Origin of the sequence: Streptomyces sp. NPDC059649, from assembly GCF_042734445.1 — a bacterium.
Lineage (GTDB): Bacteria > Actinomycetota > Actinomycetes > Streptomycetales > Streptomycetaceae > Streptomyces.
In genome coordinates this window covers 39,935-62,437 of record NZ_JBHWDV010000016.1, presented here as the reverse complement: position 1 = coordinate 62,437, position 22,503 = coordinate 39,935, and the positions used below count along the sequence as shown (strand labels likewise).

Here is a 22,503-nt window from a genome sequence, read left to right as displayed (position 1 = left end):
ACGGTGCTGGAGGCGCGGCGCACATACGGCGAGGAGATCCAGAGATGACGGAACGGGCGTTCATTGCAGCGGTGGGCGGCAAGGAACCGACGGTGGATCCGACGGCGTTCACCGCCCCGACGTCCGTGGTGATCGGCGAAGTCACCCTGGCCGCGGGCTCCAGCGTCTGGTACCACGCGGTACTGCGCGCCGACTGCGGCCCCATCGTGCTCGGCGCCGACAGCAACATCCAGGACAACTGCACGGTGCACGTCGACCCCGGCTACCCGGTGACCGTCGGCGACCGGGTCTCGGTCGGCCACAACGCGGTGCTGCACGGCTGCACCGTCGAGGACGACGTGCTCATCGGCATGGGTGCCACGGTCCTCAACGGCGCCCACATCGGCGCCGGTTCCCTGGTCGCCGCCCAGGCACTGGTCCCGCAGGGCATGCGGGTACCGCCCGGCTCTCTCGTCGCCGGCGTCCCGGCGAAGGTCAAGCGGGAACTGGCCGCCGAGGAACGCGAGATGATCCGGGTCAACGCGGCGATGTACCTGGAACTGGCGGCGGGGCACCGGGAGGCGGTGGCGAAGGACTGAGCGACGCCGCCGCGGGGGCCGCGGGGCGGGCGTGGGGACCGCGCCGCGGCCGAGGGACCTCGCAGCGAGGGATCACGGGGCAACGCGCGATGTCCGCAGGGTCTCAGCGGCGCCCGGAGGACGCGGCGACGGTGAGGGCCGAGGACAGCAGCTCGGCGTCGAAGAGGGAGGCGTCCGCGAGCCGGTGGGCGTTGGCGTACCCGTTCATCATGAGCTTGGCGGTCCTCAGGGCCGCGGGGGAACGGCGGATCAGCGGCTTGGTCCAGCGCGTGACGGTGCTGTCGAGCTGATCCTGGGGTACGACCTTGTGGAGGAGGCAGAGCTCCTGCGCGGTGACGGCGTCGAAGTTGTCGGCCGTCAGTATCAGCTCCCGCACCCTGGCGGCGCCTCCCTCGTGCAGCAGCCGCGGCATGATGCCGCCCCAGGCCGGCGGCACGCCCAGACCCAGCTCCGGCAGCCGGAAGCGGCAGTCGTCCGCGCCGACCCGCAGATCGCAGAAGACGGCGAGCCCCACGCCGGCCCCGACCACGCCGCCGTGCAGCCGCGCGATGGTCACCACGTCGGTGGTCGCGAGGGCGTCGCACACCCGGCGTGCCTTGTTGGCGAGCGCCCGCAGCCCCACACCACTGGGGTCCGCCGCGAGCAGGGCGGGGAACTCCGCACGGTCGCCGCCCAGACAGAAGTCGTCGCCCGCCCCGGAGAGGATCAGCACCCTGATGCCGGTCTCGTCGTCCAGGGAGCCCAGGACCGCCAGCAGTTCGTCGAGCATCGGCCCGGAAATGGCGTTGCCGCTCTCCGGAGAGTTCAACTGCACCCTGAGGACGGGCCCTTCCTGGGACACGAGGAGGGACTTGAAGTCGTGCATCATGCCGGTTCCTTGTTCGTTGTTCCACGCTTCGTGGGAGCCCGGTCCACCGGCCGTATCAGGCACGGGCGACCGGAAGTGTGATCAGGCGGCGGAAGGCCACCCGGGACGCCCAGCCGGGCGCACCCGCGAGCTGCAGCCCGGGCAGACGCCGGAGCAACGCGGTGAGCAGGCACTCCGCCTCCATACGGGCGAGGGCGTTGCCCAGGCAGAAGTGGATGCCGCCGCCGAAGCTGAGGTGCGGCGCCCGTCGGCGGATGTCGAAGAGCTCGGGGTCCGCGTACTGACGCGGGTCGTGATGGGCCGCGCCGACCATGAGCTGCACCATCTCGTTCTCACGGACCGTGACCCCGTCGAGCACGATGTCTTCGGGAGCGATCCGGCTGATCATGTGTATCGGCGCGTCGTAACGGAGGACCTCGTCGATCGCACCCGGTATGTGCTCGGGGCGGGTACGCAGCCACTCCAGTTGGCGCGGGTGCTCCAGGAGCAGGCGGACCGCCCCGGAGAGTACGTGGGCGGTGGTCTCCAGGGCCGCCAGGACCATGAAGAGCGCGAGGTGGAAAACGGCCTCGTCGGCGGTCGCCCGGTCGGGTTCGAGGTCGTCCCAGACGGCGAGCCAGGACGAGATCGGGTCCGTCCCGGGATTCCTCCTGCGGTCACGCACCAAAGCGGTGAAATACTCCCGCAATTGACTGGTGGCCTGGTCGGAAAGCGCCAGCTGACTTCGGGTCGGAAACAACTCCTGGGTGAATACCTGGTCGTGCGTGAGAGACCGCAGCAACGAGTAATCAGACAGCGGCAGTTGCAGCCATTCGCCGATGGTTATCACCGGCAATTCGTCGCTGACCAGTGCGCAGAAATCCACGGCGCCAAAGGTGAGTTCTTCGTCGAGGCGGTCGAGCAGCCGATTGACCGTACGCTCGATGGACCTCTTCATCACCGCCAGGGAATGGCGGCCGAAAACATTTCCCACCGAGCGCCGCATCCGGGTGTGGTCCGGCGGGTTGAGCATGGGCAGGGTGCCGCCCATCTGGCGTGATGCGGGTGCGTTCCAGCGTGCCGCGTCGAGCTGGCGGGCCCGCCAGCCGCTGTCCGGCACCCGCCACGATTTGCTGCGCAATACCTGGTGGCACAACGTGTAAGAAGTCGCCAGGTGCCCGCCCCAAGGCGCCGGGACCATATCCCCCATCCCTCTGAGTTTCACGTACCAGGGCAAGGGATTTGCCTGGCCATCGGCCGTGCGTAGACGGGAGAAGAGCGAAACCACGCTGCGTCGGTCAACGGGGGTCGTGGCCAGAGCGGGCTCCACGGCGACACCTTCTTCCAGGAGATCACACAGTAATCGCCAACGCTGCATACCCCCACGTTTGAACATTCATGCGGTCAACGAACCTTTACGCTGTCGCAAAAATCACACCCGCCACCAGTTGAGGAACCCACTCCACCAACTGCCCTTCTGCGACCTGCCCCTGGCCTCCTGAACCTGCCCGTCTCCCGGGCGGGGACCGTGGCCCTCGGTCTGCATCGCCTCACGCCGGGTGTGGCGCACCGGGGTGAAGCGGGCGGGCAGTGCGTTGAGCGCGCGATGGAACGGACCGGGACGCCAGGTCAGGGTGTCCGCCGGAACGCCCAACTCGACGTCGGGCAGCGTGTTCAGCAGCTTCTCGATGGCCCTGATGGAGATGAGCAGTGCCGGGTCCTTGGCAGGGCAGGCATGCGTTCCCGCTCCCCAGGCCAGATGCGCCCGCTTGCTGAACGTCTGCCGGGAGGCGGACAGGCTCGGGTCCGCGTTGGCCGCCGCGAAGCTGATGAGGACCGGCGTGCCGGCCGCCAGCTTGCTGCCGGCGATCTCCACGTCGTGGACCGGGTAGTGGGTGGCGTAGTTGGCGATCGGCGGGCTGTTCCACAGCACCTCGTTGATGGCGTCCTCGACCAGGACGCCGGCGCCCTGCTGACCGTCGGCGAACTGTTCGTCGGACAGCAGCAGGCGCAGCGCGTTGCCGATGATGTTCTGCACCGGCTCGGTACCCGCACCTATGAGGAGGGCCAGTTGGTGGACCATCTCCTCGTCCGACAGCTGCGAGGGGTGCTGCATCAGCCATGAGGTGATGTCCTCGCCGGGGCTGGTGCGCTTCAGCGTGACCAGCTCGAACAGGGCACCCGCCATGGCCTCGTTGGCCCGCTCCACGTCTACGCCGTCGAAGAGGTTGGAGATGGCACTGATCAGCCGGTCGCCGAGCTCCGCCGGGCAGCCGAACAGGTCGTTGAAGACCAGCAGTGGCAGCACCTGCGCGTAGTCACCGATCAGGTCGGCCTTGCCGCGGAAACCGAACTGGTCGATCAGGTAGGCGGCGACCCGGTCGACGTGCCGGCTCACCCGGTGCATGTCCAGGCGCGCGAAGCTGTCCGTCACGGCCTGGCGCAGCTTCAGGTGATCGGCACCGTCGGAGAACATGCAGTTCGGCCGGTACATCATCATCGGCAGCACGGGGCTGTCCAGCGGTATCAAGCCCTCGTTCAGGGCACGCCAGCGGCGGGAGTCGCGGGCGAAGGTGTCCGGGTTCTGCAGGATGTGCAGCGCGGTGGCGTAGTCGGTGACGAGCTCCGCCGCCACGCCGGGAGCGAGCTCGACGGGGGCGACGGGGCCGTGCTTCCGGAGGCGCTCGTAGAAGCCGTGCGGATCGGCGGCGAATTCGGGGCCGTACAGCGGGGCTGCCGCACCGTCGGCATGTGCCGGGCAGCCCGGCGGTGGAGTCTCGAATTCCGAAGGAGAATGCATGCCTGAACTCCTAGTTGAGGCGGGACTGGAGATAGCGGACGAGCGCGATCAGGGAATCCGCCGAGGAACGCTGGTCCCGCGCGTCACAGTTGACAACAGGTGTCTCAGGAAGCAGGTCCAGCGCCTCGCGGATCTCGTCGAGCGAATGCGCGGGGGTCCCGTCGAAGCGGTTCACGGCGATGGCGTACGGGAGTCCGTAGTGTTCCACCAGGTCCATGACAGGAAAGGACTCCTCAAGACGCTGGGGATCGACCAGGACCAGCGCCCCGAGCGCTCCGCGCGTCATGTCCTCCCACACCTGAACGAAGCGCTGCTGCCCGGGCGTTCCGAACAGATACAGGACCAGCTGCTCACTGAGGGTGAGCCGGCCGAAGTCCATGGCGACGGTCGTCGTGGTCTTGCCGGGCGCACCTTTCGGATCGTCAATTCCCGCACCCGCCTGGGTCATTACCTCTTCGGTACGCAGCGGGGGAATCTCGGACATCGTCCCGATGAACGTGGTTTTGCCCACGGCGAAGTGCCCGACCACCAGGATCTTCGCCGCGGTCTGCACTGAACTGCGCAGGTACACGCCGTCATCCAAAGCGAGCCTGGAGCCCATTCAGCACCTCCTCAAGGATTTGCCGGTCGACAAGCTGGGCGCTGGGTATCGGCGCCCGGGAACAGAGGTGGCCCTCCTGTACGAGGTCGGACACCAGAATCTTGACGACGCCCACCGGGAGCCGGGTGTGCCCGGCGATTTCGGCGATGGACAGGAAACCGCCCGAACAGAGGTCGAGTACGCTGAGCCGCTCCGGGTCGAGCGGCCTGGTGCGGGGCGGTTCGGGGTGCACGGTGACCAAGGTGATCAAAGAAAATTTCTGATCATCAAGGAGATCACGGCCGTTGGTGATGACGTACGGCCGTACTAATTCAGCTGCTTCCTGTTCCAGCTCCGACTCGTCAGCGGTCGTCATGGCTGAATATCGGCCCTCTCACGCGGCGGACTGGTCAGTGCCTTGCCGAGCTGGCCGACCAGCTGCTGCATACGGAAGGTGATCTCCGCCATGTCGACCTCGGGAGAGGCCGAAACCGCGAGATAGGCGCCTTCACCGGCCGAGATGAGGAAAACCCAGCCGTGGTCGAATTCCACCAGCGTCTGGCGCCATTGCGGACGGACCGTCGGCGCGCCGCCGTTGCAGAAGTCGGCGACCGTACGGCTCAGCGACTGCATTCCGCTCATCGCCGCGGCAACGGTGTCGGCGTGATCCCGGCCGACCTCCTTGGAACGGGCCATGAGAAGGCCGTCGGCGGAGACGAGAATGGCATGCTGTGCTTCGGGCAATTCCAGAGCACTGTCAAGCATCCACGACAGATCGTAGTTCACTGAACCTCATGCCCTTCACTGCTTGCATCGGTGGATCGACGGCCGGATTGGGTGCCGCGCTGGAATGCGCCCATCACGGACGCGGCCCGTGCACTGTCCCTGGCCGGGGTCCGGTCGTTCTCCGGTTCGGCCGGCACGATGGAGATCGCACCGCGGCGGCGGCGCTTGGGCAGCCCGCCGGCGGTGGTCTCCGGCTCGGCCTGCGCGACGGCCGGGGCGAGCGGTGCGGCGGGGGCCGACGGGGCCGGCCCGCGGTAACCACGGGCGGCCACTTCGGCGGCCTGACCAGGAGGGTTCTCGGGCGGCAACGGGTTCGACGCGGCCACGGCAGGACTCTCCTCTGGCTCGTGCAGGGACGTGAGCAGATCGTCGGGGAGCAGAACGACCGCGCGCACGCCACCGTACGGAGACGTGGAGTCGACCGAGACGCTGAAGCCGTACCGGGCGGCGAGCACACCCATGACGGTGAATCCGAACTGCGGCGGATTACCGAGGCTGGAGACGCTCGCGGAATTCCCGCTGGACAGCAGCCGGGCCGCCCGCGCCTTCTCCTCCTCGTTCATGCCGACACCGGCGTCGTCCACGACGATGCAGACGCCCTTGGGCACCGGTCGGATATTGATCTCGATGACCGTCTCGGGCGCCGAATAGCTGGTCGCATTGTCCAGCAGTTCGGCGAGTACCAGCGCCACCGGTTCCACGGCGCGGCTCACGATGCCGAAATGGCTCTGCGACCGGATTTCGACGCGCGTGAAGTGACGGATACGTCCCTTCGCGCTGCGGACCACGTCGTAGAGCGAGGCGTCCTGACGGCGCCGGCCGAGCCAGCCGTCGCAGAGCACGGCGATGGACTGGGCCCGCCGCGCGAACTGCGAATTCATGTGGTCGATGTCGAGCAGATCCTGCAGGATCTTGTGCTCGCCATACGTCTCCTGCAGCTTGGAAATCGCCAGCTGCTGCTCACTCGCCAGACCCTGCAGGGTCCGCATGGCGGCCTTCAGAGTCGTCTTGGTGGCCTCTTCGGCCCGATCCTTCGCCTCCTCCACGGCCTCCGCGTAGTGGTCCTCAAGATTCGCGTAGTGCTGCTTGAGTTCGACCTTCTCTTTTCTCAGCTCCGCGATCTTCATTCGTCCGCGAATAATCGCGGTTGCGGCGACAGGGGTACCAGCGACCAATGCCCACAGCGCTGGATCCTGAAAGTATGGCGTCATAGGACTCTCTTCGGACGACGGAGCCACCAGATGTCGTATGTCTGGCTGCGGTGTACGGAATCACTCACCACATCCCTGACATACGGGAACGGCCGCGCGCAGTCGCCTGCCAGAGGGCCATCAAAGGGCCGGCTAATGGCATCGTTCTCCCCGGGGGTGGCGATTTTCATAGGCCAATGCGCGGATTTCTTTTCTTGCCATAGCAGGTGACTACCCCGTTGGCAAGTGCGATGATCTTAGCATCACGCCAACGGCCGCCGTACAACGGCGATGTGAACTGTTCTTCACCTGATGCTGAATCAACAATGGGCGGTTTTGCGTCCATTGGGCGCCGTTGCCGGTCGTCGCGGCAACCCGACCGGCCACTTCCTGACGAACCGCTAGCAACTCGCCGGCCACTGGAGCCGTAGCGATCGCAACGATCACGAGCGAACACGGCAGGCGCGAACGCACGTAAGGAGTGCGACCGGAACGACGCATGCGGGCCGACGACCTGGCCGAGAGCCCAGCAGCATCCGGCGACGCCGGGCCCCGGTAAGGCGCCGAGACGGCAGTCAGCGGTGCGGAGCGTCACGCGACGAGGTCCCGACAGGGCAGTCAGCAGCGCCGAGGGTCATACGACGAAGTGCCGACAGGGCAGTCAGCAGCGCCGGGCGTCATGCGATGAGGCGCCGAGACGGCGGTCAGCGGTGCGGGGCGTCATGCACGTAGGTGATCTTGTCACCGCGCACCCGGACGACACGTACGGTCATGCCGCGGTCCGTCCCGCGCAGGTAATGGGCGGTGCAGTGCGTCCGGGCTCCCTCGACCGCCCGCAGGTCCCGCGCGCAGTCGACCGAGCGCGGCCCCCTGGGGATCACCGGAAGCGACAGATGGCCCGAGATGGAGCGGGCGACCTCGGCGCGCGGAACGGTATCGGTCACGCCGTTGACCTCGCTGGTCGCGTCCCGGTCCCGCAGCCACCGGTCACCGGCCGCGAAGCTGCCCGCCAGCAGAGCCGTACCGGCCAGCAGCAGGCCGGCCGCTCGCAGCTTCCGCACGACTCTCCCTCCAACGGGTACCCGGACACCCCGCCGCACCCACGGCCGGGACACGCACCATTCTCACTGCCCGTCCGATCGCGGCAACACCGGCCCCCCAACCCTGCGGCCACCCAGGCCACGGGGCGTCGGGCCCCGGGCCCGACGGGCGACGCCCCGAACCGCGGGGAAGTCAGGCCGACGGTACGGGTCCCTGCATCTGCTCGCTGATCCAGTGCAGAGATTCGGGCATCCGCTGGATGTAGGTGTGCGCGCTGTGCACACCATCCGGTATTTCGAACAACGTCGAGTGGATCGGCCCGCCCGTATAGTCCCTGATGAAGCGCTTCACATCGGGTACCGCGGCCTCCCTGCTGCCGAGTTCGAAGGCCAGATAGACCTCCGGCTCCCGGTGCGCGGCCAACTGCCGCGCCAGATGGCGGGGATCGTTGGCGCGCATCTCCTCCGGATGCCCCCGCCACATCGGCGAATCGGGGGCGGTGTCCGGCCCGTTGACGATCGCCGCCTTGAACGTCCGTGGCTGTTTCAGCACGGCCTTGAGCGCCGCGAACCCCCCGGACGACGACCCCATGAAGGCCCAGCCGTCACGGCTCGCGTACGTACGGAAGTTGGCCCGCGCGAAGTCCGGCACGTCCTCGGTCAGCCAGGTGCCCATCTTCGGCTGCCCCGGGATGTCGCTGCCGTCGTAGTACTTCCGCTCCGGGTTGAGCACCGGCATCACCACGATGAACGGGAGCGTCTTGCCCTCCCGGGACCACTCCGCGATCCGTTCCTCCAGTGCGAACGGCGCCCCGGCCCAGTAGTTGAAGGGATAGCCGTACGCACCCGGTAGCGCGATCAGCACCGGGAAGCCGCTGTTGGCGTACCGGCGCTGCTGGTACTGCGGCGGCACCCACGCCCAGATGTCCCCGGTGAACCCGGACTTCCGGCCGCGCCATGTCGTCCTGACGACCTGGGTGCCGTCATCGCCCGTCGTACGGAAGGGCGTGAAGACCGAGCGCGGACCGCGCGGCGGCACCACCCGGGGCGCCCCGTTGATCGCGTCCGCGGCACGGGCCGGTAACCGGGGGACCCCCGACGCATCGACGGTGTCCACCCCACCGCCGCAACCGGCCAGGATTCCCATGGCCACCACACTTGTCGCAGCGCTGAGGAACACGCGCTTCATCGGGACGATCTCCTCGGTCCTGGGCCGGCCGTGGGCGGTCACACCGCCACCACGGCACACAACGGCACCCCACGGCACCCATCGAAAGACACCACTGTACGTTCGCCCCGCGGGCCCCCAGCGTCTGCCCCACCCCATATGACCTGCAGGTACCCCCCTCCTCCCACAACGGACGGCCGATGACGTCAAAGCCGCCGTCCCGGTTTCCCCCGTTCGGTAAGGCCGCTCCCTGTTTACCGGACGGTCGGTTCTGGCATCGTGGAGAGCTGGATCGCACGAGCGCGACCCGCCGTGCCGGACCGAGCAAAGGCGCGATTCCGCGCCGTAGTTGGGAATGACCGATGACCGCGTGGGCCGATCGACTGCCCCTTACCGACGTAGTGGGAAGGGCCGTTGAGCACCAGCAGCTGTCCGGACTGCTGGACACCGCTCCGCTGGTGACCCTCACCGGGCCCGCCGGGGTGGGCAAGAGCGTGCTGGCCCGCGCCGTCCTGGAGGAGCACACCGCCCGGCACGACGGCACGGTGATCCGGATCAGCTGCTGGGACGGACCGGCCGGCGGGGGCGTCACCGACGCCCTGCTGCGCGCGGCCGGCCTCCCGGACGCCGCCGCCCACCACGAGGCCGCCCGCGCCCTCGCCCACCACACCGCACACCCCTGCGTGAGCAACGGGGGACGCGGGCGAGCGGAACGGGCGGCGGATCCGTCAGGCCGTCGGCCAGCTTCAGGAGATCGTACGGAATCGGCGGTCGGTTCAGACTCGGTGAAGTGTGGGGATTTGGCGGGCCGTTCGCACTCGGCGAGCGGTTCAGGATCGGCTGGCCGTTCGGACTCGGCGAGCGATTCGGACTCGGCGAACTGTTCAGACTCGACAGACCGTTGCGACCTGGCCGGCCGTTCGGGATCGGCCGGCCGTACGAGTCCAGCGGCCCGGCCAGAGCGGCCGGCGGCCTCAACTCCCGCTCCGGCGCCGCCCGGTGGGGCCATCAAGGCGCTCACCGCACACTGCCGACGGCACCGCGCGACCCTGCTGCTGGACGACTGTGACCCGGTGCTCGACGAGTGCGCACAACTCGTCCGCCGATTGCTGCGGGCCGACCCCGGGCTACGGGTCGTGGCAACCGCGCGTCGGCCACTGGGCCTCCCCGAGGAGCGGGTCGCGGCGATCGCACCACTACCCGTGACGCTCGGCGAGGGCATCGCCGGGCCGGCCGTCGAGCTCCTGGCCGCACACACCGGGCCCGCGGCACCGGAGCTGTTGGTCACGGTGTGCCAGGCCCTGGAGGGCTCACCCCTGGCCATCGCCCTGGCCGCGCATCAGCTCGACCGGATGTCGCTGCCCCAGCTGGCCGTCCATGTGGGCGCGGACGGCGCGCTGTTCTACTCGGGACCGGCGGCGACCGTACGACACACCTCGCTCTACGCCGCACACGCCGCCGGCTACGCCCTCTGCTCGCCCACCGACCGCCGGGTCTGGGCCAGACTCTCGATCCTCCCCGGCGATTTCGACCCGTGGCTCGCCGGCTGCGTCTGCACCAGCAGTGACGTTCCTGCAGCGGCCGTCGACGGCGCGCTGGAACGGCTGCGCAGCGCCTCGGTGGTCGAATGCGTACGGGACGCGGGCGGTGCACATCCCGACACCGGGGTCGCACTGCCACCCCGTTACCGACTCCCGCGCGCCGCCCGCGACTTCGGCCGGACCCAGCTGCGTGAGGCGGGCGAGGAACCCGCCGCGCGGCGCCGGTTCCGGCAGGCGTGCGCGGCCCTGGCGGCCGAGGCGCAGATCGCCTGGCAGGGACCGAACCAGCAGGTCGCGGTGTGCCTCGTCGAGGACGAACAGCACAACCTCGACGCGGCGCTGACCCATCCCCCGCAGGACGCCGAGGACGCACTGGGCGCACTGGAGATCGCGGTTTCCCTGTGGTTCCACTGGGCGGCCCGCGGCTACCGGCAAGAGGGGCGGGCCCATCTGGACCGGCTGCTGCTGCTCTCCCGCGATGACACCGCGCTGCGGGCCCGGGCGCTGTGGCTGGCCGGCTATCTGGCGGCGCAGGAACATGCCACCGCCACTGCGGAGAACCTGCTCGACCAGGCGTGGCGGGCGGCCGTGATGCACGCCGACTCCGACGGATTGGCCCGGATCGCGCACGCCCACGCGGTACTGGCCCTGTACCGTCAGGACACCGCGACGGCCGTGGCCTGTCTGGAGGAGGCCGCCCGGCACCACTCCCGGGACCCGTGGTTCGGCCCGGGCCCGGCGCACAGCCGGGCACTGCTCGCGATCGCCCTGGCACCGCACGACGCGGCACGCGCCAGAACGGCGGCCCGCCGCGCCTGGGCGACCCGGCACTCCGACGGCGACTTCTGGCTCTACTCGACGATCCTCTACGCCCTTGCCCTGACCGAACGGGCGCACGGCGACCCGGCAGCGGCCCTACGCGCCTGCCGCAAGGCCCTGGTCGCCAAGAAACTCGTCGGGGACCCCCTGTTCATCACCGGCGCCCGTCACCTGCTCGCCGACCTGCGCCGCGCGGTACGCAAGGACACCGCCCCATCCGACGACGCGACGAGCGAACCATGGTGGCAGCCCCACCGCCCCAAGGGGCGCGACAGAAACCCGGACCGGGACCGCGACCGCGACATCGACCGGGGCCGGGAGCGGGACAGCGTCCGGGAGCGGGCCAGCAACCGGGACCGCCGGGCCGGGGAGCACGCCGGATGAGCACGGTGACCAAGCGACGCACACGTGCCACCTCTGGGAGTCACGCCACCTGGTCATACCGAGTTGACCATGCCCCTATTGAGTTGGTCACGTGGAGTGATGTCGCGATCGCTTTCCGGATGCGAAGGCGTGCGTCCGGTCGCACCCTGGGGACATGAAGCGCGCCCCCGTGATCGTCCATCCGCCGTCCACCGGCGGCCGCCGTGTGACGCTCTACGGTCAGGACCTGGGACGGGCGCTGCGCCCCGGTGACGTGGCCGCGATGCTGCGCCGGGCCGGTTTCTGCACCAGCAAGTTCGTCTGGGACGACACCGGCGTCTTCGAATGGCGCGACGGCGGCCCCGACGTCTGGATCATGCCCTGAGGCTCACCAGCGAACCGTGCCGTCCCAAGGGCCGACCGCATCCACCGCACCAGTCACTCGACCACTCGACCATCCAGTCATCCGGCCGCTCAATCGCGCAATCGCTCCGCCAGCGATCGCTCAGTCAACCGTGGCGGCAACCGGCGTCTCCTCCGCCTCGCGGGCCGCAGCCGCCTTCTTCGCCCGGAGCCGCATGACCAGGAACGAGCCGATACCGAACAGCACGGCGGCCACCAGCCCCCACGTCGAGAACCGCTTGAGCCACGGCTCGGCAACCATGCCCACGGTGTAGATCAGCGCGGTCGTACCGCCGGCCCAGACGATGCCGCCGAGCACGTTGGCGATCAGGAACTTCCAGTACGGCATCTTCAGCACGCCGGCGAGCGGGCCGGCGAAGATACGCAGCAGCGCGATGAAGCGGCCGAAGAAGACCGCCCACATACCCCACTTGTCGAACTTCGACTCCGCCATCGCCACGTGATCGGGACCGAAGTGCTTGGGAAACTTGCGGCCGGCCCAATGCAACAGGGGCTGGCCGCCCTTGCGGCCGATCAGATAGCCGATGGAGTCGCCGACGATCGCACCGACGGAAGCGCAGGCACCCAGCACGAACGGATTGATGTGGTCCTGGGTGGCGGCGAGGATTGCAGCGCTGACCAGGACGATCTCGCCGGGCAGCGGAATGCCCAGGCTCTCCAGCCCGATGACCACCCCCACCAGGAGATAGACGCTCACGGCCGGTACGGTCTCGAGCCACTCCTGGATGTGCAACGCCGATTCCTCCGCTGTCTAGGGCCCCGTGGGCCGTGGCCCCGTGTCCATCGACACCAGTGCCGCTCGATCCCCTGGCGCGCCGCAGCACGCCCGGGCAGCGTACTCGATCGCATCCTGCGAGGGCCGAATCCACGTGCGGTCAGCGACATCCGGCCCCCAGCACACCGAGACGCGTGACCTGCGGCGCACGGAGACCCGTGAAGTCATGCGGCGCACCGAAGCCCGGAAGGACTTGCGGGACGCCCGGCCCGTAAAGGAGCCGAGCCCGTAACGGAGGAGCAACCACGCGATGGAGGAGAGCCACGCAAAGGAGGCCGAGCCCCGTGAACGAGTCAACGGGTACCCGCGAAGGTCAACGGGTACCCGCGAGGCGGTGAGCGGCTCAGCTATTCGGCCGCAGGGTCCACACGATGCTCATCTCGCCCGTCACCGCGCCGTCCTCGCGCGATATGGACACATTGACGGGGAACTCCGGGCGCCCCCCGGCGTCGAGCTCGGCGATCACCTCGGCCACCGGCCGGCCCAGCTCCGCGGTCGCGGTCACCGGCCCCATGGCCAGCTTCTTGTAGCCGATCTCCGCACGTACGGCCAGCGGCACCGCCCGGCCGAGCTGACTGCCGAACGCCGCCATCACGATGGCCCCGCTGGCGGACTCGGCGAGGGTGAACATCGCTCCGGCGTGCGGCCCGCCCACGTGGTTGTGGAAGTCGGACTGGTCGGGCATGCGGACCACGGCGCGCTCGGCGCTGGTCTCGGTGAACTCGAGGTTCAGCGTACGGACCATCGGCACGGAGGCCGCCATCATTTCGCCGATCGACGGCAGGGTCTCGGAGGACATGCCGCTGATGTTACCTAGCGGTAGCTTAGTTGTGAAGGCCCTGCATCCCTCGACCTCACCGCCGTCATGCCACACACCCACCACCCGACGAGCCACCCCTCCCAGCGGCCTCCCCAGGTTCCACCCCAGCGGCCCCTCATCGACCCCAGCCCAGTGATCCCCCGCCATTCCCGTAATCCCACATGGTTCCCGTGGTGCCCCACGGCGCCCCGCGTGAACCTCCAGCCCCACCCGCACCCCACCCATGACATTCCCACCCCTCCCCGCCCCCTCCCCCCATATCGTTGACGCCCATGCGGCCAGGACAACCACACAGCGCGAGGACACGCCCCAGCTGGGCGGGACGCAACTATCTGCTCCTCACCGGAGCCACCGTCATCGCGAACCTCGGCAGCTCGGGCGCACTGATCGCCACCGCCTTCGCGGTCCTCGCCGCCGGCGGCTCCGCCACGGACGTGGGACTGGTCGCCGCCGCCCGCACGATCCCCCTGGTCCTCTTCCTACTGATCGGCGGCGCGGTCGCCGACCGACTCCCGCGCCATCACGTCATGGTCGCCGCGAACGCCCTCAGTTGCCTCTCCCAGGGCCTGTTCGCGTGGCTCGTCCTGACCGGAGAACCGCGCCTGTGGCAGATGGCCGTACTGGCCGCGCTCGGTGGCACCGGACAGGCCTTCTTCGCCCCGGCCTCCGAGGGCATGCTGCTCGCCAGCGTCTCCGGGGAGCAGGCGGGTCGCGCGTTCGCGGTGTTCCGGATGGGCATGAGCGGCGCGAACATCGGTGGCGCGGCACTCGGCGGCGCACTGGTCGCCGCGGTCGGCCCCGGCTGGGTACTCGCCGTCGACTCCGCCTCGTTCGCCCTGGCCGGCGCGCTACGGGCCTTCCTCGACGTCCGTGGCATCCCCGAACGCGCGGCGGGCGGTGGGATCCTGCACGATCTGCGCGACGGCTGGCGCGAGGTGGCCTCGCGACCGTGGTTGTGGGCGGTGGTGGTGCAGTTCTCCATCGTCAACGCGGTGGTGTCGGCAGCCGAGGCGGTCTACGGACCACTCGTCGCCGAAGAACACCTGGGCGGCCCAGGCCCGTGGGGCCTGGCACTGGGCGCCTTCGGTGCGGGCACGGCGATCGGCGCGCTCCTGATGACCCGCGTCAAACCGCGTCGCCTCCTGCTGACCGGCGCGCTGTGTGTCTTCCCGCTCGCCCTCCCGTCCGCCGCCCTCGCCATCCCTCTGCCGGCCACCGCCCTCACCGGCCTCATGTTCGGCACCGGCATCGCGATCGAGGTCTTCTCGGTGACATGGATGATGGCCCTCCACCAGGAGATCCCCGAGGAGAAATTCTCCCGGGTCTCCTCGTACGACTGGCTGGGCTCGGTCTCCATGATCCCCCTCGCCACCGCCCTGGCCGGCCCCGTCCAGGACCTCATAGGCCGCACCGCCGCCCTCTGGTCCTGCTCAGCCCTGATCACCCTCCTCACCGCCGCCGTCCTCTGCGTCCCCGACATCCGCCACCTCACCCGCCGCAACTCCCCACCCCTTTCCCCTGTGGCGGCCCCTCTCCCTTCCTCCGTCATCACTGAAAGTGATAAAATCACGGGAACTAACAACGCTCCGTAATCGTTGCCGGAGATAGAGGAGGCGCACACGGCCCAGCCCCACGGCGGAAGGCACACGGGACTCCCCAAGGCTCCACTAAGGCTCCACTGCCAGGCCCCGCCACACCACCATCGGTACCGAAACGAGGCGTCAACCGAGCAAGTCGCCAACCGAGTAAGTCAGTGCACTGTGAGGACGGCGGCGGTGAGGGCCGCCATGGCCCACTGAACGCAGGTGCAAGCTGTCAGCCCCGTCCGTCGCCGCCAGCAAACCCCTGTCCGTCGCCTGCCCGTCGCCGCCAGTAGCCCCGTCCGTCACCGCTCACTAGCCGACGCTGAAGGCACCAGCCGGCGGCACCGGGGACGCCACCGCCTCGGCATCCCCGACGGGTACCGCGTCCGCGATCAGCCGCCGGAGCGCTGCACCGTGCTCGACCCGCGCCGGGAAGGCGTCCGCGGCTACGCGCCGGGCCAGCGGCGCAATCGGGAGCTCGGCATGCGAGGCGACCAGGAGGGCGTTGCCGAACCGGCGGCCTCGGAGCACTGAGGGCTCAGCGATGAGCGCCAGGTGCTCGAAGACCGTGGCGAAGTTGGCGAGTTGGCCGCGGAGGAAGTCGAAGGGTGCGCTGTCGGCAAGGTTCGCGATGTAACGGCCGTCCGCCCGCAGCACTCGGTCGGCGGCGCGTGCGTACTCGACCGAGGTGAGATGCGCCGGCACTCGCGAGCCACCGAAGACATCGGCCACGATCACATCGGCGCTGTCTTCGGGCGCCTCCGTAAGCGCCATGCGAGCGTCCTGCGCCCGTACGGCGATGCCGCTGTCGTCGGGGAGCGGTAGGGCTTCGGTCACCAGGGCGAGCAGGCGCCGGTCGGCTTCGATCACGTTTTGGCGGGAGTGTGGACGGGTGGCGGCCAGGTAGCGGGGCAGGGTCATGGCTCCGCCCCCGAGGTGCAGCACATCGAGCGGCTGCCCGGGGGCGGCGAGCTCGTCCAGGACGTGGGCGAGGCGACGCACGTACTCGAATTCCAGGTGCGTGGGCGCGTCCAGGTCCACGTACGACTGCGGGGCGCCGTCCACGGTCAGCAGCCAGGCCCGCGGCCGGTCGACATCCGGCAGCAACTTGGCGGTGCCGTGGTCCACGGACCGGGTGACGGGTATCGGCTCGGGTGCTTCGTCCACCGTTCCATTGTGCCGGGCCGGTGGATGGCGACGGGGCGGGTGGTGTGCCTGCCTGCCGGGCGGGTGGATGGCGACGTGGGGTGGTGTGTGCCTGCCTGCGGGGCTGGTGGTGTGCGGCCGGTGGGCGCGTGCTTTGCGCCGAGTCCAGTCGTGCCCAGTCTGTCGCCCCCTGCCCCGTCTTCCCGGTCCAGGTGGCGAGGCCGTCTCCCGTACTCGGCCATGCGGTGCGTCCTCGGCCATGCCGTGCCCCGTGCTCGTGGGCGTGCCGCGCCCCGTTCTCCCGGGTGTGGTCGGGAGTACGGGGCGCGGCGTGGGGTGTCGGGGTCAGGTGAGGAGGGTGCGGATCGTGCCGGCGCCGATGGTGCGGCCGCCCTCGCGGATGGCGAAGCCGAGGCCGGGCTCCAGGGGGACGTCGCGGCCGAGTTCGACCGTGACGGTCACCGTCTCACCCGGGCGTGCGATACCGCGCTCGCCGAGGTCGAGGTCGCCGTCCACGTCCGCGGTGCGGATGTAGAACTGCGGGCGGTAGCCGGTGGAGATCGGCGTACGGCGGCCGCCTTCCTCGGTGGAGAGCACGTACACCTCGGCGGTGAAACGGCGCCGCGGTGTGACGCTGCCGGGGGTGGCGACCACGTGGCCACGGCGTACCTGGTCGCGGTGCATCCCGCGGAGCAGCAGCGCGACGTTGTCCCCGGCCTCGGCGGATTCCATCGGCTTGCCGAAGGTCTCCAGGCCGGTGACCGTGGTCTCGGTGTCCGCGCCGAGCACGGCGACCCGGTCGCCGACGCGTACGCTGCCGCGCTCGATGGCTCCCGTGACGACCGTGCCGCGCCCGGTGATGGTGAGGACGTTCTCCACCGGCAGCAGGAACGGCGCGTCGACATGGCGTTCCGGCATCGGCACGTAGGTGTCGACGGCGTCGAGCAGCGCCTCGATGGCCTCCGTCCAGCGCGGGTCGCCTTCGAGGGCGCGCAGGCCGGAGACGCGTACGACGGGTACGTGCTCGCCGTCGTAGCCGTGCGCGCTCAGCAGCTCGCGGACCTCCAGCTCGACCAGGTCGGTGAGTTCCGGGTCACCGGCGTCGGCCTTGTTGAGGGCGACGACGATGTGGCGTACGCCGACCTGTTTGGCGAGGAGTACGTGCTCGGCGGTCTGCGGCATGATCCCGTCGAGGGCGGAGACGACGAGGATCGCGCCGTCGAGTTGGGCCGCGCCGGTGACCATGTTCTTGATGAAGTCGGCGTGGCCGGGCATGTCGACGTGGGCGTAGTGGCGGGTGCCGGTCTCGTACTCGACGTGCGAGATGTTGATGGTGATGCCGCGGGCGGCCTCCTCCGGGGCGCGGTCGATCCGGTCGAACGGCACGAAGGTGCCGGTGCCGCGGTCGCTGAGGACCTTGGTGATGGCCGCGGTGAGGGTGGTCTTGCCGTGGTCGACGTGGCCCATGGTGCCGATGTTCAGGTGCGGCTTGGTGCGCACGTATGCCGTCTTGGGCATGGTCTTCTTCCTCGCAAGGATGCGGTGAGGACGGCGACTTGGCGCCGTGGGGACCCCTGGGCCGAGCCGACCCTCCCCCTGCGGGGTCCGCCGGACGATCCGGAGAGGGTCAGCTTCGTGCGCCGTCGGAGGCGGCAGCAGCGGTGGCCAGGGCGGTTGCTGCGGCGATGGCCTTGGTGGGCATCGCGGCAGTGGCCCGGGCGGGTACTGCGGCGAGGAAGGTGGCGGCAGCCTTCAGCTCGTCCGCGACTGCGGACGTGAGCGACAGGAAGGCGTACCGGGACATGCGTCATATGGTGCCGGGTGGTCACCGCGGCGTCGAACGATTTATCAGCTGCCGGTCGGTACGCTCCCAGGATGTTCGCCACTGCCGCCTCTGGCCACGGTTTTGCTGCCCGCTGTGCGCGTGTGGTGCGTTCTCCGTGGTTGCGGCTGGCGTTGTTGGGCGTCCTGTTGGCAGGTGGTGCGGTGGCGATGCTGCGCTGGGAGCCGCAGCGTCTTTTGTCGGGTGGCTGGCCGGCACAGTGGTCCGGGGCGACCGCGGTGGTGGTGTTCGCGGTGGCCTACGGCCTGTGCACCGCTGCTTTTGTTCCGCGTCCGGTGCTGAACGTTGCTGCGGGTGCGCTGTTCGGCAGTGTGGTGGGGCTGGCCGCGGCACTCGTCGGTACGGTGCTGGGGGCCGGGCTGGCGTTCGGGCTGGGGCGGCTGCTGGGCCAGGAGGCGTTGCGGCCGTTGCTGCGGGCGCGTTGGCTGGCGGCGGCCGACCGGCAGTTGAGTGAGCACGGCTTCCGCTCGATGCTGGCGGTCCGGCTGTTCCCCGGGCTGCCGTTCTGCGCGTCCAACTACTGTGCTGCGATTTCACGTATGGGCTGGTGCGCTTTTCTTGTGGCCACGGCGCTCGGCAGCCTTCCGAATACGGCGGCCTATGCCGTGGCCGGTGCCCGGGCGGCGACCCCGACGTCGCCCGCGTTCCTGTTGGCGATGGCTTTTCTCGTGCTCAGTGCTTTGGGGGCGCTGATGGTGGCGTGGCGTAAGCGGGACGCGTTGCGCGGGGGTTGAGGACGGAGCAGCCCGCCGGCCGGCGAGCGCCGTGGTCGATCATGTGGTGTGGGGACTCACGGCGTTTGCCGGGCGATCCTTGGCGGAGTGGGAGTCGGAGGGGGCTGGGACTGAGGCGGGGCTGGGGAGTGCCGGCCCAGGTGCGGGCGGCGGGGGCCGGCGGGATCGCGGGGTGGTTCGTCGTACCGGAAACAAATCGGGAGGGTGGGGAACGGGGAGGGTGGCGAACGGAACCGGTCGGGCGGGCCGGGGCCGGCAGTCGTGCGCCTTGGAGGGGAATGGGGCCGGTGACGGCATCTGGTCGCAACTGGACCTGGTCGTAACTGGATCTGGTCGTAACTACGCGTGGTCATAACTGGTCAAGAACTCAGGTGGTATTGGGTCCAGGGTTGCGGAGCTTGCGCGGGGTCCTCATGGGTGGGGGCGAGGGAGCCCCAGGGGGCGAGGGCGTTGTCCCATTCGGTAGCGAGGGCGGCGGTGACGTCGGGGACGGATTCCGCCGATGGCATCGTGCCCGTTTGCCAGGCGGTCGCCATGGGGTGTGCCGGGGGTACGGCATTCCAGGCGGCCGTTTGTTGGGCGGGGATGGTGTATTCGCCTTCGTGGACGTCGCCGGGGCCACGGCGGTGGCGTCCCGCGGTTTCCGTCGGGCCCGGGTAGAACCGCCCCTGGGCGGAGAGCTGTTGGGCACGGGTAACCAGGCGGGTGAGGTCGAGCCCGAATTCTGCGGCGAGTTCGCGGAGGTCGACGCCGGTCTGCCAGCTGCCGATGAGGACCGCGTCCATGGCCGGGGACCAATTCTGGTCGGACGAGCCGGTCGCGGTGCCGGTGCCGGTGCCGCTTTCGCGGGTGGGGCCGGTGGTGCGGGGGCCGGCGGCGGGGCTGTGGTGGGAGTATTCGGGAGAGTTGTCGGGGGACGGTGGGTTCTCTTCGGGTTCTCGGGGTGGCGCGGTGGGGGCGGCTGCGGCGAGCAATTCCTCGGCGACGGCCCGGGCGTCGTCCTTGCCCACCGTGCGTCGGGCGATGCGCACTTCCCGCTCGTTCAGTCCGAAAAGTCCGGCCACTGCACCGGTGCTGCCCACTGTGACCGCGAATGCCGCCAGAACTCGTGACCGGTCGGCCTGGGCCTCGTCAAGTCTCGCCTGCGCCTCCCGCACGCGTTCGTCTCCCAGGCAAAACGCCTCTGCCAACACGGCGTTGCGGTCCCACAACTCTCTAGGATCCATACCCATTCAACGCATCTTGGGCAAAGGTGTCCCGACCTGCCGTAGCAAAGCACCCCAAAGCACCCATCGAACCACTAGATGAAAATCACTCTGCGTGGGGCGGAGCGGGGAGCTGTGAGTGCCACCGGATGGCGTAATGCCTGGCCACGCGGTCGGTTTCGCGCTCAGCGTGGATTGTCAGTGGCTTGGTCTAGTGTCGTGATCAGTAGATTTTCATCGCGGGCGGCGCGGCTGCGTGGCGAGTTGCTCTGTGCGGTGCGTTGTTCTGTGCGGTGCGTTGTCCTGTGCGGTGCGGCACTGCCGGGACTGCCTGTTGCTCGCGGTGATCGTTTTCGGGGGGAGATATGAGGAGTCGTCATTCACTGAGGCGTGAGCGTGGCGGGAAGGTGGTGGAGCGGTTCCTGCGGTTGCGGGTGAGCAGGCTGGATCTCGGCGTGTGGGACCGTCCCGGTCATCGCCTGGTGAAGAAGTCCCGTGAGCGGGGCGATCAGGCGGGCCGGGGGGCGTCGGACGTGGCCATACGCTTCTTCGGGTTCAACTAGCCGGTCGCGGTTCAGGCGTTGCCTGTCGCCGACCGGCTGGATCTGGAGCGAACGCTGCGGGGGCTCAGGGAGCCGGAGGGGCAGCGGCTGGGTCAGCGGATTGCTCCGTGGCGTGCGGCAGCGGTTCGTCGATGTGGGGCAGCCCGATCGGGTTCGGGAAGGGCAGCACGTCGGCGGCGAGGACGCGGCGGACGACGGCGTCCAGGGCGTGCAGCAGCGCTTCGGTATCCGCTTCGGGCAGCGCGTGCAGCATGCGGCCGGCCAGCCGGTCGGTGGCGTTCTCGATGCGTTCGCGTTCTCGCAGGCCGTATTCGGTGGCGTGGCCGTCTGCGTCGACGAGGTCTCGGGAACGCAGCCGGTCCGTGGCGGCCGCCCATTCCTCCTCGCTCCAGCCGCGGTCCTCCCGGATGGTGTCCTTGGGGACGCGGCCGGAGGCGGCGGCCAGGACGAGGGCTTCGCAGCCGTCGAGTCCCTCGTCGGCGAGTACGGCGAGATGCGCATCTCCGCGGAACTCCCGCAGGGCGGTGACCAGTTGCCAGAGCCGTTCGACGGGGTCGGCGTGGTCGCAGAGTGCGCGGTTGGCGGCGAAGAGGGGGCGTGCGGTGGCCGGCGCCTCGTCGACGAGGATCTGGAGCGGGGGCAGGAGGTCGGTGGTGCGGTGTTCCAGCTCGGGGTCGATCCGGCGCAGTGCCTGGGCGGCGCGGCTGCCGCGTTCGTCGAGGATGTGGGCCGGACCGGCCAGGCTCCAGGCGGCGGGCAACGCCCGGGCCACCATTCCGGGTGCGAAGACACCCAGTACGGCCGTGGCGGCAGCGGGTTCCACGGCACCCAGCGGGGCGGTGCGGGAGGCGAAATAGCCCATCCAGAAGCCCTTGAGGCCGAGGTCCTTGCCCAGGGCACGGCACTTCTCGTCGAAATAGCAGACCGCGTGCAGCGGCTCGGTCATCAGCCAAAGCGATCGTGCGTGCAGCTCCATGCCTCGCACGCTACCGCCGCCGGGCATCCGGCGCAGCGTGTCGGCGTGGGACTTCCCTCGGGGGGAGGGGCAGGGGGTGTCAGGGGGTTGGGCGGCCGGCTGCGCCGAAGCCGGATTGCCAGGTCCACAGGTGGGTGCAGTTGGGGCACTGCAGATGGAGCTCGCTGCCCTTGTTGGAGAGGAGGTAGCGCCAGTGGGTGGTGCAGGTGCGGCCGTCGAGGCAGGTTCCGCAACCCTGGTGGTCCTCGCAGCGGGGGCACGGGACCCAGGCGCGGCGGCCGATGTCGGCGGTGGGGTCGAGCGGCAGCATGCTCAGCCCTGCTCGGGGGCCGGCAGCACGTGGGCGGCGACCAGCATGTCGTAGGTGGCCTGCTGGTCTGCGTCCAGGTCCGAGTAGAGGAGCCGGTGGGCGGCCGCCTCGTCCTCCATCACCGTGAGGGGGTCCCAGGTGTCGCCCAGGGCCGCGACGACTTCGGCCCGCCGCCGGGCTTCATGAGCGGTGAGGTCGAACTCGAAGATCTCGGACGGCTCGGCTATGTGGTCGTCCGTGGTGTTGCGGTCGTTCATGGTGCGCGTCCATACCACTTGCGGATGATTCGGACGTGTCTATCAAAGAGGGTGACCCTGAGGAAGCGTCAGGGGGTGGAGCGGGATGTTATGGGGTGGTTTGCCGGCATATTCAGGGCCGCTTTGTGTCCGCGTTTGCGTCCGTGTTTGTGTCGG

The 22,503-nt window shown here is 69.5% G+C and carries 24 protein-coding genes; 6 read left to right on the top strand and 18 right to left on the bottom strand.

The genetic code is table 11. The features are described from left to right. The first annotated feature begins 44 nt into the window (after nucleotides 1-44). Nucleotides 45-578, top strand: a complete 534-nt coding sequence (locus ACFV1J_RS19170) for a gamma carbonic anhydrase family protein (protein ID WP_385859596.1) — start codon at nucleotides 45-47, stop codon at nucleotides 576-578. 103 nt (nucleotides 579-681) lie between these two features. Here the strand turns inward: ACFV1J_RS19170 and ACFV1J_RS19165 are convergent, their stop codons facing one another. Together ACFV1J_RS19165 and ACFV1J_RS19160 are read right to left on the bottom strand one after the other, a co-directional pair. Then, nucleotides 682-1,446, bottom strand: coding sequence for an enoyl-CoA hydratase/isomerase family protein (locus tag ACFV1J_RS19165; protein ID WP_385859594.1), 765 nt, complete (start codon nucleotides 1,444-1,446; stop codon nucleotides 682-684). A 55-nt stretch (nucleotides 1,447-1,501) separates the two neighbouring features. After that, nucleotides 1,502-2,383, bottom strand: coding sequence for a cytochrome P450 (locus ACFV1J_RS19160; protein ID WP_385859592.1), 882 nt, complete (start codon nucleotides 2,381-2,383; stop codon nucleotides 1,502-1,504). Between ACFV1J_RS19160 and ACFV1J_RS19155 the strand changes: the two genes are divergently transcribed. Then, entirely contained in the window at nucleotides 2,370-2,588 is a 219-nt protein-coding gene (locus ACFV1J_RS19155) for a hypothetical protein (protein WP_385859589.1), read from the top strand. The two genes, ACFV1J_RS19160 and ACFV1J_RS19155, sit on opposite strands and share 14 nt — an antisense overlap. Before the next feature lie 269 nt (nucleotides 2,589-2,857). Here the strand turns inward: ACFV1J_RS19155 and ACFV1J_RS19150 are convergent, their stop codons facing one another. From ACFV1J_RS19150 to ACFV1J_RS19120, 7 genes are all read right to left on the bottom strand, one after another. Next, nucleotides 2,858-4,225, bottom strand: coding sequence for a cytochrome P450 (locus tag ACFV1J_RS19150; RefSeq protein ID WP_385859587.1), 1,368 nt, complete (start codon nucleotides 4,223-4,225; stop codon nucleotides 2,858-2,860). A gap of 10 nt (nucleotides 4,226-4,235) precedes the next feature. Further along, nucleotides 4,236-4,826, bottom strand: coding sequence for an ATP/GTP-binding protein (locus tag ACFV1J_RS19145; RefSeq protein WP_385859584.1), 591 nt, complete (start codon nucleotides 4,824-4,826; stop codon nucleotides 4,236-4,238). Then, nucleotides 4,801-5,181, bottom strand: coding sequence for a DUF742 domain-containing protein (locus ACFV1J_RS19140; RefSeq protein ID WP_385859582.1), 381 nt, complete (start codon nucleotides 5,179-5,181; stop codon nucleotides 4,801-4,803). The genes ACFV1J_RS19145 and ACFV1J_RS19140 overlap by 26 nt, the downstream gene beginning before the upstream one ends. Next, nucleotides 5,178-5,591 carry a roadblock/LC7 domain-containing protein gene (locus tag ACFV1J_RS19135; protein ID WP_385859580.1) on the bottom strand — a complete coding sequence of 138 codons (414 nt, stop codon included), beginning with the start codon at nucleotides 5,589-5,591 and terminating at the stop codon, nucleotides 5,178-5,180. Before ACFV1J_RS19135 ends, ACFV1J_RS19140 begins: the two co-directional genes overlap by 4 nt. After that, on the bottom strand, nucleotides 5,588-6,802 hold the full coding sequence (locus ACFV1J_RS19130; protein ID WP_385859578.1) for an ATP-binding protein: 1,215 nt from the start codon (nucleotides 6,800-6,802) through the stop codon (nucleotides 5,588-5,590). Before ACFV1J_RS19130 ends, ACFV1J_RS19135 begins: the two co-directional genes overlap by 4 nt. 683 nt (nucleotides 6,803-7,485) lie before the next feature. After that, on the bottom strand, nucleotides 7,486-7,842 hold the full coding sequence (locus ACFV1J_RS19125) for a DUF4333 domain-containing protein (RefSeq protein WP_385859576.1): 357 nt from the start codon (nucleotides 7,840-7,842) through the stop codon (nucleotides 7,486-7,488). A 172-nt stretch (nucleotides 7,843-8,014) separates the two neighbouring features. Continuing rightward, nucleotides 8,015-9,010 carry an alpha/beta hydrolase gene (locus tag ACFV1J_RS19120; protein WP_385859574.1) on the bottom strand — a complete coding sequence of 332 codons (996 nt, stop codon included), beginning with the start codon at nucleotides 9,008-9,010 and terminating at the stop codon, nucleotides 8,015-8,017. Nucleotides 9,011-9,351: 341 nt separating this feature from the next. Between ACFV1J_RS19120 and ACFV1J_RS19115 the strand changes: the two genes are divergently transcribed. Both ACFV1J_RS19115 and ACFV1J_RS19110 read left to right on the top strand, forming a co-directional pair. Then, nucleotides 9,352-11,733, top strand: coding sequence for an AAA family ATPase (locus ACFV1J_RS19115; RefSeq protein ID WP_385859572.1), 2,382 nt, complete (start codon nucleotides 9,352-9,354; stop codon nucleotides 11,731-11,733). 154 nt (nucleotides 11,734-11,887) lie between these two features. Continuing rightward, complete coding sequence (locus ACFV1J_RS19110) at nucleotides 11,888-12,097, top strand: hypothetical protein (RefSeq protein WP_385859570.1); 210 nt, start codon at nucleotides 11,888-11,890, stop codon at nucleotides 12,095-12,097. Between the two features lie 120 nt (nucleotides 12,098-12,217). On the opposite strand, the gene ACFV1J_RS19105 is transcribed toward ACFV1J_RS19110, so the two are convergent. Both ACFV1J_RS19105 and ACFV1J_RS19100 read right to left on the bottom strand, forming a co-directional pair. Then, complete coding sequence (locus ACFV1J_RS19105; protein WP_385859568.1) at nucleotides 12,218-12,868, bottom strand: DedA family protein; 651 nt, start codon at nucleotides 12,866-12,868, stop codon at nucleotides 12,218-12,220. Nucleotides 12,869-13,253: 385 nt separating this feature from the next. After that, nucleotides 13,254-13,709, bottom strand: a complete 456-nt coding sequence (locus tag ACFV1J_RS19100; RefSeq protein ID WP_385859566.1) for a DUF4442 domain-containing protein — start codon at nucleotides 13,707-13,709, stop codon at nucleotides 13,254-13,256. A 293-nt stretch (nucleotides 13,710-14,002) separates the two neighbouring features. On the opposite strand from ACFV1J_RS19100, the gene ACFV1J_RS19095 reads away from it, so the two are divergent. Then, on the top strand, nucleotides 14,003-15,322 hold the full coding sequence (locus tag ACFV1J_RS19095) for an MFS transporter (RefSeq protein WP_385859563.1): 1,320 nt from the start codon (nucleotides 14,003-14,005) through the stop codon (nucleotides 15,320-15,322). Nucleotides 15,323-15,625: 303 nt separating this feature from the next. Here the strand turns inward: ACFV1J_RS19095 and ACFV1J_RS19090 are convergent, their stop codons facing one another. The 3 genes from ACFV1J_RS19090 to ACFV1J_RS19080 form a co-directional block, all read right to left on the bottom strand. Beyond that, on the bottom strand, nucleotides 15,626-16,480 hold the full coding sequence (locus ACFV1J_RS19090; RefSeq protein ID WP_385859561.1) for a spermidine synthase: 855 nt from the start codon (nucleotides 16,478-16,480) through the stop codon (nucleotides 15,626-15,628). A 324-nt stretch (nucleotides 16,481-16,804) separates the two neighbouring features. Beyond that, nucleotides 16,805-17,977 carry an elongation factor Tu gene (gene tuf / locus ACFV1J_RS19085; protein WP_385859559.1) on the bottom strand — a complete coding sequence of 391 codons (1,173 nt, stop codon included), beginning with the start codon at nucleotides 17,975-17,977 and terminating at the stop codon, nucleotides 16,805-16,807. A gap of 109 nt (nucleotides 17,978-18,086) precedes the next feature. Beyond that, nucleotides 18,087-18,263: a hypothetical protein gene (locus ACFV1J_RS19080; protein ID WP_385859557.1), complete on the bottom strand. Its 177-nt coding sequence runs from the start codon at nucleotides 18,261-18,263 to the stop codon at nucleotides 18,087-18,089. A 71-nt stretch (nucleotides 18,264-18,334) separates the two neighbouring features. Here ACFV1J_RS19080 and ACFV1J_RS19075 point away from each other — a divergent pair, with 71 nt between their 5' ends. Next, nucleotides 18,335-19,036, top strand: a complete 702-nt coding sequence (locus tag ACFV1J_RS19075; RefSeq protein WP_385859555.1) for a TVP38/TMEM64 family protein — start codon at nucleotides 18,335-18,337, stop codon at nucleotides 19,034-19,036. 359 nt (nucleotides 19,037-19,395) lie between these two features. Here ACFV1J_RS19075 and ACFV1J_RS19070 read toward each other — a convergent pair whose 3' ends face one another. The 4 genes from ACFV1J_RS19070 to ACFV1J_RS19055 all read right to left on the bottom strand — a co-directional run bounded on the left by ACFV1J_RS19070 (nucleotide 19,396) and on the right by ACFV1J_RS19055 (nucleotide 22,347). Then, nucleotides 19,396-20,067 carry a hypothetical protein gene (locus ACFV1J_RS19070; RefSeq protein WP_385859553.1) on the bottom strand — a complete coding sequence of 224 codons (672 nt, stop codon included), beginning with the start codon at nucleotides 20,065-20,067 and terminating at the stop codon, nucleotides 19,396-19,398. Between the two features lie 801 nt (nucleotides 20,068-20,868). Next, nucleotides 20,869-21,780, bottom strand: coding sequence for a hypothetical protein (locus ACFV1J_RS19065; protein WP_385859550.1), 912 nt, complete (start codon nucleotides 21,778-21,780; stop codon nucleotides 20,869-20,871). 79 nt (nucleotides 21,781-21,859) lie between these two features. Beyond that, nucleotides 21,860-22,090, bottom strand: a complete 231-nt coding sequence (locus ACFV1J_RS19060) for a hypothetical protein (protein ID WP_385859548.1) — start codon at nucleotides 22,088-22,090, stop codon at nucleotides 21,860-21,862. A 2-nt stretch (nucleotides 22,091-22,092) separates the two neighbouring features. After that, on the bottom strand, nucleotides 22,093-22,347 hold the full coding sequence (locus tag ACFV1J_RS19055; RefSeq protein WP_385859546.1) for a DUF6400 family protein: 255 nt from the start codon (nucleotides 22,345-22,347) through the stop codon (nucleotides 22,093-22,095). Nucleotides 22,348-22,503 lie beyond the last annotated feature (156 nt).